The 15,232-nt window shown below is 35.5% G+C and carries 12 protein-coding genes; 4 read left to right on the top strand and 8 right to left on the bottom strand.

Going from position 1 to position 15,232, the window contains the following annotated elements; genetic code table 11:
- Positions 1-234 precede the first annotated feature (234 nt).
- Both PMI10_RS19770 and mqo read left to right on the top strand, forming a co-directional pair.
- Positions 235-489 carry a hypothetical protein gene (locus tag PMI10_RS19770; RefSeq protein ID WP_007811065.1) on the top strand — a complete coding sequence of 85 codons (255 nt, stop codon included), beginning with the start codon at positions 235-237 and terminating at the stop codon, positions 487-489.
- Positions 486-2,051 carry a malate dehydrogenase (quinone) gene (mqo, locus tag PMI10_RS19765; protein ID WP_007811064.1) on the top strand — a complete coding sequence of 522 codons (1,566 nt, stop codon included), beginning with the start codon at positions 486-488 and terminating at the stop codon, positions 2,049-2,051. Before PMI10_RS19770 ends, mqo begins: the two co-directional genes overlap by 4 nt.
- 219 nt (positions 2,052-2,270) lie before the next feature.
- On the opposite strand, the gene PMI10_RS19760 is transcribed toward mqo, so the two are convergent.
- The 5 genes from PMI10_RS19760 to PMI10_RS19740 all read right to left on the bottom strand — a co-directional run bounded on the left by PMI10_RS19760 (position 2,271) and on the right by PMI10_RS19740 (position 6,635).
- Entirely contained in the window at positions 2,271-2,576 is a 306-nt protein-coding gene (locus PMI10_RS19760) for a putative quinol monooxygenase (protein WP_007811063.1), read from the bottom strand.
- A gap of 19 nt (positions 2,577-2,595) precedes the next feature.
- Positions 2,596-3,402, bottom strand: a complete 807-nt coding sequence (locus PMI10_RS19755) for an SDR family NAD(P)-dependent oxidoreductase (protein WP_007811062.1) — start codon at positions 3,400-3,402, stop codon at positions 2,596-2,598.
- A gap of 215 nt (positions 3,403-3,617) precedes the next feature.
- Complete coding sequence (locus PMI10_RS19750) at positions 3,618-4,259, bottom strand: TetR/AcrR family transcriptional regulator (protein ID WP_007811061.1); 642 nt, start codon at positions 4,257-4,259, stop codon at positions 3,618-3,620.
- A gap of 306 nt (positions 4,260-4,565) precedes the next feature.
- Complete coding sequence (locus tag PMI10_RS19745; RefSeq protein WP_035632420.1) at positions 4,566-5,666, bottom strand: pectate lyase family protein; 1,101 nt, start codon at positions 5,664-5,666, stop codon at positions 4,566-4,568.
- 147 nt (positions 5,667-5,813) lie between these two features.
- Positions 5,814-6,635, bottom strand: coding sequence for a phospholipase A (locus tag PMI10_RS19740; RefSeq protein ID WP_007811059.1), 822 nt, complete (start codon positions 6,633-6,635; stop codon positions 5,814-5,816).
- A 691-nt stretch (positions 6,636-7,326) separates the two neighbouring features.
- Between PMI10_RS19740 and PMI10_RS19735 the strand changes: the two genes are divergently transcribed.
- Together PMI10_RS19735 and PMI10_RS19730 are read left to right on the top strand one after the other, a co-directional pair.
- A complete protein-coding gene (locus PMI10_RS19735; protein WP_007811058.1) occupies positions 7,327-7,779 on the top strand; it encodes a hypothetical protein in 453 nt (150 codons plus the stop codon).
- A gap of 79 nt (positions 7,780-7,858) precedes the next feature.
- The gene (locus PMI10_RS19730; protein ID WP_007811057.1) at positions 7,859-9,298 is read left to right on the top strand and encodes a Dyp-type peroxidase; all 1,440 of its coding nucleotides are present in this window, start codon (positions 7,859-7,861) and stop codon (positions 9,296-9,298) included.
- 312 nt (positions 9,299-9,610) lie between these two features.
- On the opposite strand, the gene PMI10_RS19725 is transcribed toward PMI10_RS19730, so the two are convergent.
- The 3 genes from PMI10_RS19725 to PMI10_RS19715 all read right to left on the bottom strand — a co-directional run bounded on the left by PMI10_RS19725 (position 9,611) and on the right by PMI10_RS19715 (position 14,803).
- On the bottom strand, positions 9,611-11,605 hold the full coding sequence (locus PMI10_RS19725) for a hypothetical protein (protein ID WP_007811056.1): 1,995 nt from the start codon (positions 11,603-11,605) through the stop codon (positions 9,611-9,613).
- Positions 11,606-11,652: 47 nt separating this feature from the next.
- Positions 11,653-13,371, bottom strand: a complete 1,719-nt coding sequence (locus PMI10_RS19720) for an alpha-keto acid decarboxylase family protein (RefSeq protein WP_007811054.1) — start codon at positions 13,369-13,371, stop codon at positions 11,653-11,655.
- 91 nt (positions 13,372-13,462) lie between these two features.
- Positions 13,463-14,803 (bottom strand): heme-binding protein, encoded by a 1,341-nt coding sequence (locus tag PMI10_RS19715; RefSeq protein ID WP_007811052.1) that lies wholly within the window; start codon positions 14,801-14,803, stop codon positions 13,463-13,465.
- Positions 14,804-15,232 lie beyond the last annotated feature (429 nt).

Raw genomic sequence — 15,232 nt, 5'->3', positions numbered from 1 at the left:
GCAAGAAGGAAATATAATTTAAAGGTAAAATTAAACTTTTATTTCATGTATACAAATCAGTAATGTTATATCTCAAATCCGGTCTTTCCATAATGAGAATACTTATATCAATCAGGATCATGAAGCAAAAGCTACACAATGGAGTAATTTTCAGGATTCACAACTAAAATATTTTCCCTATCTTTAGGAAAGATAAATAATTCATTGTTAATAATTTACAAAAAAAAATCAATTATGACTCCTATAACTTCTAATGACATTTTAAAACAACAAAAAACACTAAAAATATTGGCTTCAGTATTTTTGTTTTTATCTTATCTTATTGGATTGGGTGCACTAATAGGCACCCTGTATCTTTTATTGACTCCAAGAGGTATCGGAGGATGGATTTTACCCGCCTTTAGCTTTTTGACAGGATTAATTGTTTTTCTGTTTTTGTTTTCCCTTTCAAAAATTATAGCTATTCTAATTGAAATCAGCTTCAAATGAAAAGAGGTATAATCTGTTTGTTATCGATCCTGATATCCGGATCCTGTACTGATAAGAAAAACAGCCCCGAAGAAACTGTAGATGTGGTTTTGGTGGGAGGTGGAATTATGAGTATAACTTTAGCCAATATGCTTAACGAGCTTGATCCCACATTGTCTATTGTAACTTATGAGAGGCTCGATGGTGTTGGTAAAGAAAGTTCATCAGCATGGAATAATGCAGGCACCGGGCATTCCGCACTTTGTGAATTAAATTATACACCCGAACGCAAAGACGGCACTATTGATACGCATAAGGCTGTTGAGATTAATGAATCATTTGAGATTTCGAAAGAATTCTGGTCTTATTTAGTATCCGAAGGTAAAATTGGACCTCCACATTCCTTTATCAATCCAACACCACATATGAGTTTTGTTACCGGTGAAGAGAATGTCAAATACTTAAAAAAAAGATATTTGGCGCTTCAGAAAGAACCTCTTTTTACAGGAATGGAATTTTCTGATGATCAAAAACAAATTCAGAAATGGATTCCACTTATAATGGACGGAAGAAATCCTTCTCAAAAAGTAGCAGCAACCAAAATAGATATTGGTACAGATGTCAATTACGGATCATTAACCGCTGAACTGGCTTCGAACCTCGTCAAAGCCCGTAAAATGAAATTAGAATTAAAGCATGAGGTAACAAATTTTAAAAGAAATAGTGATGGAACCTGGAAAGTATATGTCAAAGATTTGAAAAACAACCAGATTAAAACCATCAATACAAAGTTTGTTTTTATTGGTGCGGGCGGTGCGACATTACCCCTGCTTGAAAAAACGCATATCTCAGAAGCAAAAGGTTACGGCGGATTTCCTGTCAGCGGTGAATGGCTGGTGTGTAATAATCCTAAAATAATAGCACAGCATCAGACCAAAGTATATGGAAAAGCTTCCGTTGGCTCCCCTCCTATGTCCGTTCCACATCTTGATACCCGAATTATTAATGGTAAAAAGGAACTCTTATTTGGTCCCTTCGCAGGTTTTTCATCTAAATTCCTTAAAAATGGCACATGGGGTGATTTACCCGAGTCTTTTAATTTTTATAATATCAGGCCTATGTTAGAAGCAGGACTTGATAATGTTCCGCTTACAAAATATTTGATTGAACAAGTTGTGCTAACTCCTGAGCAGCGATTGGCGGCACTTCGTGAATATTTTCCAAGAGCCAGAATGGAAGACTGGGACCTTAAGATCGCCGGTCAACGGGTTCAGGTAATAAAAATTGTTGAAACTACCCAAGGCGGAATATTGCAGTTCGGTACTGAAGTTGTTACGGCTTCAGATGGCAGTGTTGCTGCTTTGCTTGGCGCATCACCGGGTGCTTCCACCTCAGTTTCGATTATGCTTAAAGTAATTGAAAAGTGCTATAAAAATGAATTGAAGACTCCAAAATGGCAGGCAAAAATTAAAGAAATGATTCCGTCTTACGGGCAAAAACTATCGGATAATATTCCTTTAGCAAATAAAATAAGAAAAAACAATTGTGAAAAACTGGGAATAGTCTGGAAAGAAATCCATTAAAACAGTCTCCATTAATATGCAATAATTGATTTTTAATAAATTAACATTTAGTTATTTTCCTGCAAGGTCTTTTTTTGACCTTGTAGGTTTAAAGAAACATACCTACAAGGTTTTAGAAACCTTGCAGGAGTTAAAATATCTTTGTAAATCAATTGGTCAATAATCGAACTCAGGTTAATCGATCATTTTTTTGAATGTAATTCAGAGTTTAATTTTTTTTTAAAGCTCTCCGAGGTACGACATTCTTGGTTTTTCTGTCAATTTTCCTTCAAGAAAAGCAAAAAATTGTTTTACATACTCCTGTTCGAGATGCCATTCGTAAGTTTGCTTTGACGTATATGTTGCAAAAATTACAAGTACATTTGGATTGTCTGTTTTTCTCAAGAGGCTAAAGCTTTCGCATCCCTCTTCAAGTAAGATATGCTTTCTTGTGTCATTAGCTAATGGAAGAACTTCTTCAACAAATTCAGGATGAATTGTCAGTTCTGCAAGTGTGATAATTTTATCTGTTTTTAAATTTTTCATCTTATTTATTTTTAGATATTTATTTAAGTATCGTTTTTACACTTTTCAATATTGAACTTTCAAACATTTTAGGTGCAAAAGCTTGCAGAAACACAATCATCCCAGACATTTTTCCTACTGGATTACTAAATTTTGGTTCTTTCATATCAATCAATTTAGAGATTGTTTTAACAACTGCATCCGGTGATTCAGCTTCGTCCAAACCTTTCTGAGTTAAAGCATTAACTTGTTTTCTGTATAAATCATAATCAGTTATATTGCCAGTTGAAGAAACTGCATTATGTCCAAGATTCGTTTTAAACCAAACTGGTTCAACCACACTAACTTTAATATTAAATTGATTTAATTCAAAACGCAGTGATTTAAAAAATCCCTCAACAGCATGTTTTGAAGCTGAATAAAAAGATAGATTCGGTGGACCGATTAAACCTACTATTGAGCTTACTGTAATAATCTGTCCTTGTCTTTGTTTTCTGAAATAAGGAAGTAAAGCGTTTGTAATCTTAACAGTACCCCAAAAGTTAGTTTCGAATTGTTTTCTTCCGTCTTCAATTTTTGTTTCTTCTGCAAGCCCTGTTACCATATAACCTGCATTATTAACCAATACATCTAATTGTTTGATTTGCGAGAAAAGTTGTCCCGTAAACGATTTGATTGAATTGTCATCGTCGATGTCTAAGCGTAATAATTTGAAAGGAGTTTTTCCTTGATACTTCTCCGGCTCACGGCTAGTACCGATTACTTCGAAACCTTTTTTATGAAGGTCATTTGCTAACATTAAACCAAAACCTGATGATGCTCCTGTAATTAAAATTGTTTTTTTCATTTTACTAAAATTTTAATATGTACCAATTAGTACAAAATTGTTTAAAAAAATATTTTTGTTTATTCGTATTCAAAAATTCTATTCTAATAATAACATCTGTGACAATGCTTGATGTTATTAATTTATTACTGCTAACTAGTGTCAATTTTCATCATTTTAAATGTCGTTAATACTTTACCGTTTAGTACAAAATAAGTCAAAAAAATACTTGGGGATTATTCAAAAATTTTAAAATGTGAATCAATCAACTCTATAAGCTTTTTTTGGTCTTTTTCTAAATTTCTGGTGATGTTTAAACCGTGCCATAAATTTGTCAGATATAAGCTTAAAAATTCTTCAGACATTTCGAAATTTATAAAACCGTTCTTTTTAGCTTTAAACAATGCCTCTGTAAAAGCTTCGGCAATTCTCTCAATGTGCTTACCCGCTATTTTTTTTAATTCTCTGTCTTGTACCTGCACAACAGTATTACTAAAGTAACAGCCATTTATGCTAAACATCGATTCAATATCAGCCATCGTATAGTAGTAACTTTTAATCGCTTCTATTGGATTATCAACTGTTTTAAGATACTCTAAAAAACCTAACGCATATTTGGTAAAAAAACGCTTCATCGATTTTTCAAACAGTTCTTGTTTACCATCTTTGTAAGCTAAGTAGAAACTGCCTTTACCAATCCCCATTGCTTTTAATAAATTCTCAGTAGAGGTGTTCTCATAGCCGTTTACCCAAAAGACCTCAATAGCTTTATCAAGTGCTTTTTCTTCGTCATATATTTTAGGTCTTCCTGCCATTTTTGTTTTCATTTCTGGTACAAATATATATACTGTACCAATTAGTACAAAATGTTTTTTCAATTATTTTTAAAAAATTTTAAAAATAATTTCTGAAGTACCGAAAACACTGGAATAAAATATTTCTATGATAAAGATTAAAGATTGCTTTTTAGGCGTAGATTATTGCTTTTTTTAAATTTATCTCTCAATATCTCCTGCAATCGGTAAAATTTGCAACAAAAAAAATTACTCACTCGTATCATATACAAGTGAGTAATCTATTGTGCAATTATTTTTTAGAAAAAAGATATTTTATTCTAAATTATATAAGAAATAGTCTTGCATTTAATCCTGTATTGGGGTTTCAGGACTATCATTTCATTTTAATTAAAAAGAACCACAGGTATTACCTGCAAATGTTGCGCCTGCTCCAGCTGAAATATCTGCCTTAACAGCTGATGCTTCAAGGGTTACAATTGAATATGGAGGTGTAAAAGCAGTGTTTTTTCCTGCTGTATTTCCTGAAGTATTTGTAAAAATATTTCCAACAGCAGTAACCGCAGTAAAACCAGTCATTAAATCAATTGGTGTCTTAACATTTTCGAACACATTTTTTTCTACACGAATACTGGCTTCTTTACCTGCCATAACACATTGTGCACTGGCTGTGCTGTTAAAATAACTGTTGATGATATGTACCTGACCAAATCTAACTCTTGGCATTCTGGCTTTACAGCCGCTAGCCCACCAGCAACGTGCAAATGTAATTCTGAATTTTCCGCGATCTGCTGTAGCATCATCACCGGATCCAATTAAATTAGAGAATCTATGATCATCAGAACCACCTGAACCTCCGGCTCTTGGAGCTTTCAAATAGTTGAATTTGGTATAAGAAAAAGTAATATAATCTGATTTGTTTTTTACATCAAAATTTCCATCAACACCATCTCTTGATTCACAGTGATCTATCCATACATTTTGACTATCGTCTAAAGTTGCATTATCCCAACCATCTGTGTCATAGGCTCCCGGTCCTTCAAAAATCAGGTTTCTAATGATGATGTTTTTACATCTTTTAATATATATAATACCTGAGCCCGCTTTAGTCTGATCATTAGATACTAATTTTGCACCGCTGGTACCATATATTGTTTTTCCGGTTTGATCCTGAAAAGATATCCTTCCGCCTGCAGGTATTGTAATAGTACCTGAAACTTTAATAACTTTTACATCCTTATTTTCAATAGCTGCTTTTAATAAAGCATAAGTGTTTACTGCTTTTTCAGTTGCAGTTCCTCCTCCGGTTGTTCCTCCATTTTGTGATGCCCATCCGGGAACCTGGGCGCAATTCCCAACTTTTGCCGTTAAGTTTTGACTTGTTGATACTGTACTTTGATCATTCTGATCAGTAATTTCTTCGTTATTGCAACTTGCAAAACCGAACATCAATGTTAATAAGAACATTGATAATGTAGATTTCATTTTCATAATAATTAATATTTGGGGTTATATTTAAAGCCGCAAAATTGTATATAAATTATTACAAAAAAGATGAACTAGTTCGTCTTTTTCTCGGAAAATTATCTTATTACTATCAGCGTTCGCAATTTCTAATATCATCTTTTTTATTCAAATTTAAAAAATTCCCATGTTTTCAGGTTTGATTACAAATCCCAAACGCAGCATACTTTTATGTTCCTGGTAATCAATCAAACTTTCTGTGAAACCCACAAACCATTGAAGTGTGAGATAATAATTTTCATTTTTATATGGCTTCCAGTTTATCTGTGTCTGCAGGGAGCCATAATTGATAAGGCCGCTTCCCTTTCTGAAAAGAATGTCTGCACTCCATCGTCCCGGCATTATCTGATAAGTTGCACTCGCTTCACCATAGCCTAAATATTTGGTAAGTTCAGGATTATCTTCCTTATCAACAATAGGAAACCATCCCTTTAGTCCGACAGTCCAACGCGGAGAAATCTGTGACTTTAATGAAAAGGCAAGCATGTTCCAGGTTCTGGAATAAATGGAGTCCCTGCCGTTTGATTCATGTTCTAATGAAATTGTTCCATACGTCAGCCTTCCGCCTTTTAAATAAAACGGACGGACGATGGCCACGCCAGGATTAAAATTAATTTCTGAAAATGGTTTTGAGCTTGCATAAACATCCCAAAAAGCTTTTTGAGTGTACATTAAATAGGAAAAAAAACCACCCCACAAAGGCTTTGAAGTCAATCGAAGCTTAAAGCTTACCTGATATTTTACATCAGCAGAGTTACGGGTGATTCCAGTATTCAGTGGTATGCCTGTTAAAAAATAATTGTCTTTATGAACAGAAAAACTAGGTTCCTTCAACAGTGAATCTGCAGCCCGGAAATCTTTTTTACGTTCTAAAATTTGGGATTTTGCTTTAATTGAAAATAAAATGATACAAATCAATAGGTATTTCAAGTACATTCTTATGGTGTAAATTAGGGATTATTTTTTAGCATTTATGCGAATGTATGTTATTTAATGAATCCACATTAACTCAATAAATAGGAGAGTTAACTCAATAAAAACCAACCTAAACACCGGGCTGTTTTTCGAACCCAAAATCCTTAAAAAAATCAATAATCGAAGTCCTTTAATTTATTAATGTCACGGTGTGATTCGAACTTTCGACTTAGAAATAAGTCAAAACCTGTTAAAACAAAAAAGCCTCTGTATCAAGTGACTTTTAGTGTGAATCTTATGGTACAAAATTTTAAACAGGCTAATATTTTTATTTAAAAAAATCTCATTCTGCATATAGTCTCTCTTATGACTAATAATCTCCGTTTTGTATCATTTTTTTATAATTGATTCTACATCTCCCGTAATTTAGATTTGAAACAAAAGAAAACCAGCAAATTATTTTCAGTATTTGTTTCTAATCAATCATCTAAAATCTTATTTACAAGCAGTTTATATAATTTATAAAAACTTTATTCAGAGGCCTATATCAGGTTAGAAACAATAATTAAAAAGTGGAGCAAATCCCACTTTAAAAAAACGAGGCGAAAACCAAAAGCCTTACGAATAGTGAATATATTCTACAATAAATTAAATACCCCCGGGATGCTGAAAACGGGATCAAAGAGTAAGCAAACCTTAAAACAAATTTATTATGCAAACCGTGAATCCATTAACCATGTATGTCCCTATCATTCAAACTCCCGAAGCACAAGCGCTTGCTGAATTAGGTTATAAAAATTTTATTAGTGACTCAACTAAATCATCCCTGGAGAAAATTGCAATTGTTCATTACGCGCGAATTGCTCTTGTACCTAATACTAACGGAGTGGGGATAGCCGGTATATTAGTAATAACAGAATTTGACGGTAATATGGACACATATCTAAAAGTCTTTTTTGACACTTTACCCAGCATCAAAGCTACATTTATAGGTATTATGGCATTGTGGGCAAACAAGCCTGCAGATTTTCCAACTAATCCTAATGATATTACTTATGATGTCTTTTCAAATTTTATTAATGATCTTAATCTTAGCAAATCGGCTGATCTTTATTATGCTTATCCACAATCGGTAAAGCAAATTGTGGCAAAGTTTGCTCAATAGTAAGAAATAAGAATAGTATAAACAACTACAGCTGAGTTATCTGACTCGGCTGTTTTTTCTACAACCAAAATTTAATCTCATGGCTTACACACAATCATCTCAAGCTGACAAACCAGAATTACATGATATACAAGGTCTTATCGTTAATGGTTACACACATCCGTGTTCAGTACATATGCTTTTTAAATTTAACAAAGACATTTCTAATCTTAAATACATAAGAACTTTTTTTAAGGATTTGCTTCCATACTTACAGAGTGCGGAAGATTGGGGTCCCTTAAAACCTGAAATTATGCTGAATATTGGTCTTACAGCTTTAGGAATTGCAATCGTAAAACCCGAACTTAATGTTCCAAAATCAAATTTTTCTACAACATTTAAAAAAGGTCCCTGGGATCCAAATAATGCACAGCAATCACTAGGCGATTCTGGTCCGGGTCTTCCGGGAGATCCCTCAAAATGGTGGAATAACAAGTTTAAGAATGAAGATGTACATTGTGTTGTACACGCTTATGCGATGAACCCTACCGCTCAGGAAAGAATAGTTGGAATTATAACTGACGCAGCTGAAAAAAGTAATGGAATGGTTACGGAACTGAAACCGTTAGATTCAGAAACCGGCAGATTAGAACAATATTTGCTGGTACCATCAGATTATGTTCATTTCAGATATAGGGATTCCATTGATGAACCCGAACTTAATGATAATCCTGCCGGTAAAGACCAACAAGATCTCAATAACTTTTTAATAGGATACAGCACTCTTAAAAACCCCACACCCGGCCCTCTTTCTGGTCCCGAGGCTAAGTTTGCCAAAAACGGTTGTTATAATGCGTTTAGAATTCTTTATCAGGATGTGGAAGCCTTTAACAACTTTTTAGAGGAACAGTCTGAACTGATTGCTCCAAAAATTAATAAAACAAAGGAGTATACGGTTGAATGGTTAGCTGCTAAAATGTGCGGTCGTTGGAGAAATGGCTCTCCATTAGTGCTCTCGCCTGAAAATCCTGAACACAGCACCTCTAAAAGTACTGATTTTGGATATCTGGCAAATGATATGAAAGGACTTAAATGTCCGTTTTCGGCACATACAAGAGTTGCAAATCCAAGAGATGAAGGAGTAGATACTGCGGGTGCAGACATTGTACCTCGCATTATAAGACGAGGAATGCCATATGGACCACCAATGTCGGTTGAGGCAAAAGCTGACCGGGGATTAATAGGTTTATTTCTTTGTGGTGACCTGAGCAGCCAGTTTGAAACACTTTATGGATGGATTAACATTAATAATTTCAGTAATGTATTTCCCCCTGCAAATGCTGCTCCTCAGGATCCATTAATTGCCAATCGATTTAATATACCAGGCGCTATTGACCCTAACTTTACAATACCTATGGAAGATGGTACAAATATCGTTATTAAAGGGCCTTTACCTCAATTTGTAGTTACTCGCGGAACAGCTTATTTTCTTCTGCCTTCTATTTCCTCTCTTACAGAAATCGCGGAAGGTGGTTCTTAAATCTAAAAATCACGTTGATTAATATAACCTGTTTTCCACTTCGTAAACAAACATTAAAAAAATGAAGGTATAAATTAAAGGTATAAATTCACACTCATTTCATTATATAAAAACAAAAAAAGCCACTTAATTGAGTGTTTTTTTTTTGTGAACGTTATGGTACAAAATTCGAACCTTTTACTGGAAGATTTAAAACTTTTAGCAAGTAATACAACAAAACCACTCGATTTGAGTGGTTTTGTTGTGAACCTTATGGCACAAAATTCGCGCCTTTTACTGGAAGATTCAAAGTTTTTGAGTGAATTAATAAAATTATTCCGGAGAAATAAATGGATAATATTTTTCATCAATAATGGGTTCGATACCAAAAAAATCATTCAGAACAGATTCGGCAGTACAAAAAGCACCTTCTACCCAGGCCTGATCATTTGAATATGTTTCTCCAACTATAAAAATATCGCAATCTGTTTTTGGAACGAGCTGTGATGGTTTTCTGATTTTTCTTTGCACATCGCCTAAATTATAGTGCGATTTATAGGCGTGATACCCCGCATTAAAAGGAGGAAGCGACCAATCCATATACCTCGTTTCTAAAGGTTCAGGTACATAAGAATAATCAGCTTGTGGTCCAAAATGAAGTGATGCCAATTGTGAGCGAAGCATTTTTACCATTACAGGCGTGGCTTCTCTTGGTCCTTCGAGTGGCTGGCAATCTCTTGACTCAGGAATTTCACGCGTTGTATTTGGTCCAAGTTCTAAAGCTTTCCAGAATGTTGCATATTGAATATCATCATAACTGGCAAGAATCCCATATACTTTATCCCCTTTTTGATTTCTGGCATTATCACCAAAATAAACTACTTGTCGGATAGGCATATCTGTAATACTTGGCCCAATAGTATCTAATTCGGCAACAGTTGAGATTTGCTTTTCTTCTTTAAAAGTCAGACGCTCCTGAATTGCGTTTTCTACAGCAGCTATAAAACTGGCTTTATCATTAAAGGTATTAGCTATGATACCGGGATTTTTAGACTTTTCTATTTCTTTAAGATATTTCGATGGAAAATTCTCTTTACTCAATTTAGCGATTCCTTCCTGCGTTAAGAAGTAACTTGTTAGCTTAGCAGGATAAGCTGGACTTCCGGCCTCGGTTTCTCTCCACCAAGGCGTATTGAAAAACATTCCTATTTTGTATGAGGGTTCCATCAATACAGACTCTAAATACAGCTGCACTCTTTCATGATTTAATACATCCTCACCTTCCGCATCACTATATCTCGTTGCCTGTGCTACTAATTCTATAGCTGCTCTTGGCATAGCAAGAAATGCAGCATCACATATTTTACTTTCTGCAAGCTTATCCGGATCCTGACGTGTTGCTGTTGTAAAATGTACTCGTGACTTTGTATGCAAAATAGAACGCAATCTAACATTTGGATAATAATTTAGAGTAATCCCTTTTTGTTTTGCCAGTTTTTCAACTTCTTCAAATAAGGCATCAAATAAGCTGGAATATCCTTTTATTAAAGTTTTGTATTCCGTTCCCGGAAGAAACTCATCATTGACATTAAATGACTGGGCACTATTGCTGTTTACTACGTTTGAACTATAGCCATTACCATCAGATAAATAACTAAATCCTTCTTGTCCCAGCATATCATAACCCAGGTTCCAATATCCAATTTCCTTTAGCAAATCTCCTTTTTGGTAGATTGAACTATCAGGCATGTCAATATTGATCCTTCCTTCTTCATAAAATTTACACCACTCTCTTCGGGTAACAGGTCCTGTTGTTGCTGTGATCGCTACAGATTGTATCGTTGTAAATCCATCGTCTGGCGGAGCATCCTGGGCATAATTGTTTGCAAAATATGGAGCTGGCTGGTTAGAAGTGATATCTGAGATGTACATGTTTTTAGAACGTAAAGACATTAATGGATCTCCGGATTCATTAAATGGAATTGAATCTTTCTTTAGATCCAGTTTTTCTATGGCTTTAGTCACTAAACGATGCCCTGGTCCCTTAGGAGTACCATCCCAATACAAATATCTCATACCTCCCAATTCCAGATACGAATTGTCTTTATCGTTTTTATAATGCCAGGTACAAACACGTGCGCCTGGTTCTCTGGTACCTGGATTTTTTTTAGAAAAATCATATTTACCCCAGTCGTAAAGCTCCAACACGTCACCTTTAACAAGCATTTTTTCGTTTTTTTCCTGTTTGGATTTCCCTTCAAGTAATCTCCATGCAGTATAGAGTCCGGCTGCACCTGCTCCAAAAATAGAATACGTTTTCTTAGTCATGATTGTATATTTTTAAAATTTTTATTCGTTTTTTTTAGTGGTAACATTTATTCATTACCCAACCTTGCCATTTGCTGCGCCAGATCTTTTTGAGGGATTACAATTTCTACCAAAGTAGGAAGGTTTGTTTTTTTCTTAAGTTTAAGAAGCACTTCGTTTAACTCTGTAACGGTTTCGGCCCGGTAACTGTTTGCTCCAAATGCTTTTGCAAGTGCCTGATAGTCCCATTTTGGAAGGATATCAAATGCATCAAACTTATGAGACGGCCCTGCTTTAAACGAATCCATATCTACATAAACCTGCTCTATGGCATAAACTCCATTACTCATTACAAAAATTACGGAGTTGATATTGTATTTTACAAGAGTCGAAAGTGACTGTGCGATCATCATAAAGCCACCATCGCCGGCTACAGTCCAGGCCTGTTTGCCACTTCCAAGCTGAGCACCGGAAGCTGCACCGGTTTCAAAACCAATACACTGCCAGGCAGCCGAAGAGATATAAGCATTCTGAGATAATCCGTACATATTGGTAGCTACGTACATCGACGAACTTACCCCAAAAGTCATCACAATATCTTTTAGCATTTTCTGCTTTTCCAGAAAAAACATCGTATGTTCAAAAAAGCGGTTAAACGTTATTACTTCGGGTGTTAAATCATATTTAGGATCTGAATTGGATTTCCAGGGCTCCGGGAATTTTGGCTGAGCCGGCGCAACCGTTTTTAAAGGATATCCTGAAGCTTTTTTAAAACGTGCTATTAATGCTTCGATAAAGTCTTTTAGAGTTACATTTTCATAAGTAAAATAACCAACCCGCATTTCCTGCGTGGTTGCCTGAATCATATCCGAAAATTTATTTTCTACCAACCATAAATAATCATCGGTAATGATCGTTCCTAAAGACAAAATACAATCGGAGGCTTCAACCAAACTGATAACTTCAGGTATCGAGGCCTGATCGGAATAGGTGCCTATAAATTTATCCCCTTTCTCATCCAATACCGTTTTTCCCAGTGAAGTTGTAGTGTACAACATCCCACTCACTTTAATAAGTTCTTCTAATAGATTGGATAAATCGTGTCGCAAGATCTCTACACCTGCTAAAATTAAAGGTGATTTTGCCTGGCTAATTTGTGTCCAGGCCTGAGAAACAGCATTTTCAAGTGCCGCCGTTTCACTCTTTATTATTTGAGGTTCCAGTTTTTTATTAGAAGGCTTAGGACAGGGTTCTCCCCACACCTCTTTATAACATGCTATGTACACAGGGCGCTGGTGTGTAAGTGCTGTAATAATCAATTTATCGATTTTTTCAGGAGCACCTGCAGAAGTACTCAACGTCTCGGCAGCAACAGTTACTCTTTCGTAAACTTCCTGATCTGCATTGAGATTCCCCGTAGAATGATGATAAAGTACATTATACATACTCCCAATTTGTCGCGCATCTGCTCCGGGAGTAGCACTAATTACCACAACAGGGCTACGCTCTACATAAGCTCCCGCAATAGCATTTAATGCACTAAAAGTACTTACCCCGTATTGTAAAGACACAGCCGCTAAACCTCGGGTACGTGCATAAGCATCCGCAGCATAAGAAGCGTCCAGTTCATTAGAAGTTCCAATGGTTTTAATCCCGTCAAAGTCTTCTAAAGCCTGTGTAAAATGTTTTACATAGTCGCCCGGAATTTGAAAAATCTCGGTAACATTTAATTGCTTGAGTCGGGTGAGCAGATAATCTGCAACTGTAAATCCTTTTGTAGATTTCATTTTTTTACTATTCTAAATTAAGCGTCGTGTTTGTTTTCGGCTATAGATTTCTTCTTTCTTACTCTTTTGAAGACATCTTAATTCCAGTATTTTAAATTTTTATACGCACTAGTAAACTACCAATGTTATCAGCTAATCCAGCTCCGTATAGAGCATTTAAATCATCGTTGATACATAATTTCAATGCCCCGCTTTGTCCTGCAGGAGTTGTAACTGGTCCATCTCCAATTAAGAATGGAGCATTAGTACCAACTTGTCCTATAAGTGCCCCCATATTTACATTTTGAACCGGATAGCCAGATTGCGTTACAGTAATACCAGGGCATCCATTTGCATCATACAGATTACCATTATTTGTTTGCGGATCTGCTGTCCATTGACCTGACTTGTAGCTTACAGTTATCGGATTACCTGGTTGTACAGTAACTCCAGTATCCTGCCATGCCTGAGCTGCACAAACCGGAACAAACGTTTCTACCAGTTGTAAGGTGTTGGCATCAATATGTGAAAACTGGGTTTGTACACCATTAATTAAAAATTCTAAAATAATATTTTGAATGTATTGCAACTGAAGTGTTCCGTTACTCAAAGTTTCAACATACCAGGTGGTGTTCATTGAAACCACTTTTCCAAAAGAATTTTCAAAATTTATATTACTTACAGCACCACCCTGATTAGTCGTGCTAACATTTATACTTGAATAACTAACCACAGTAACCCCTTTGGAATTCAATGAATTTAATTGCTGTGTCAAATAGGTTGACGGATCGATAACGGAAGGATCTGTAAATGGCAGCTGAGTTCTGTCGGCGGTTGGAAAAACCGGATTTCCTGTTCCGGAAACAACTGGTCCTCCCGTCATCAAAACTGAAACACCATGAGGTACCGAAATTTGTTTGTTATACTGAACTGTTGGATCTTGTACAGGAATATTTGTGTCTGGAACAAAACCCGGACCGTAAGGGCCTTCGACTTGCTGTCCTATGGTATGATAGAGCCAGGTGCCATTTTCGGCATGAATTAAAGTATTTTGAATTGGCTGTGCTCCGTTTGGATCGGCATTGTCTGCTATGTACACTCTTTGTTCATAAAACAGCACACCACTTGCCTGTGTATATTTTCCCTCTCGATTTGGTGCACCGCCAGCTATAGCCGCAAATGAAATCTCTTCAAAATAAGGAAAATTTTTAGTGATATAACCATTTGGAGTATCTGCCTGAGGCAAAGGCATAACATTGTAACCCGTAGCATCAGCTCCCGTAGGACTGTTCCAGGTACCAATAAAATTATTTAAAAGTCCAAGATTATCAGTTCCAATAACTGGTGGCTGATTAGTTGCTGATACAAGTGGAGTTGTAATATTCGGAATTACTGCTGCTTGTTGCGCCAGATAAGGACATTTTTGTTGTTCTAAGCTTATTGAATTTTCCATTTTTTTATGTTTTTTTGGTTCTTTTTCAGATTAGTTACGTCTCGTTTATTAAAGTGATTCGATTTCAGGGTACACTTTACTTCTGCTTCTTATTTTGTTTCTGTAATAAAATTACTATGATACCACAGTTCAAATTAAAAAAAAGGTACGAGTACCAAATTTTTATCCATGAGAGGTCGAAATAACAGTATAAGATCATTTTCCTACATGTAAAAGTTTCATTTAAAAACACTTAGTCCAAATAACAAGACAAGAAACTGACTACGGCAAAACATTAATATTATATAAAAAGGGGTAAAATCACACTCTTTTAAAATGACATAAAAACAAGAAACCCACTGTATTCAGTGGGTTTTGTGGTGACCTAATGGTATAAAATTTGAATCTTTTATTGGAAGATTTGAAACAATTAGCCCAGTGTTCTTGAAA

This window comes from Flavobacterium sp. CF136 (genome assembly GCF_000282055.1).
In the GTDB taxonomy this organism is placed as follows: domain Bacteria; phylum Bacteroidota; class Bacteroidia; order Flavobacteriales; family Flavobacteriaceae; genus Flavobacterium.
Note: the sequence above shows the minus strand (reverse complement) of the source record. Positions and strands in the feature narration are given on the sequence as shown.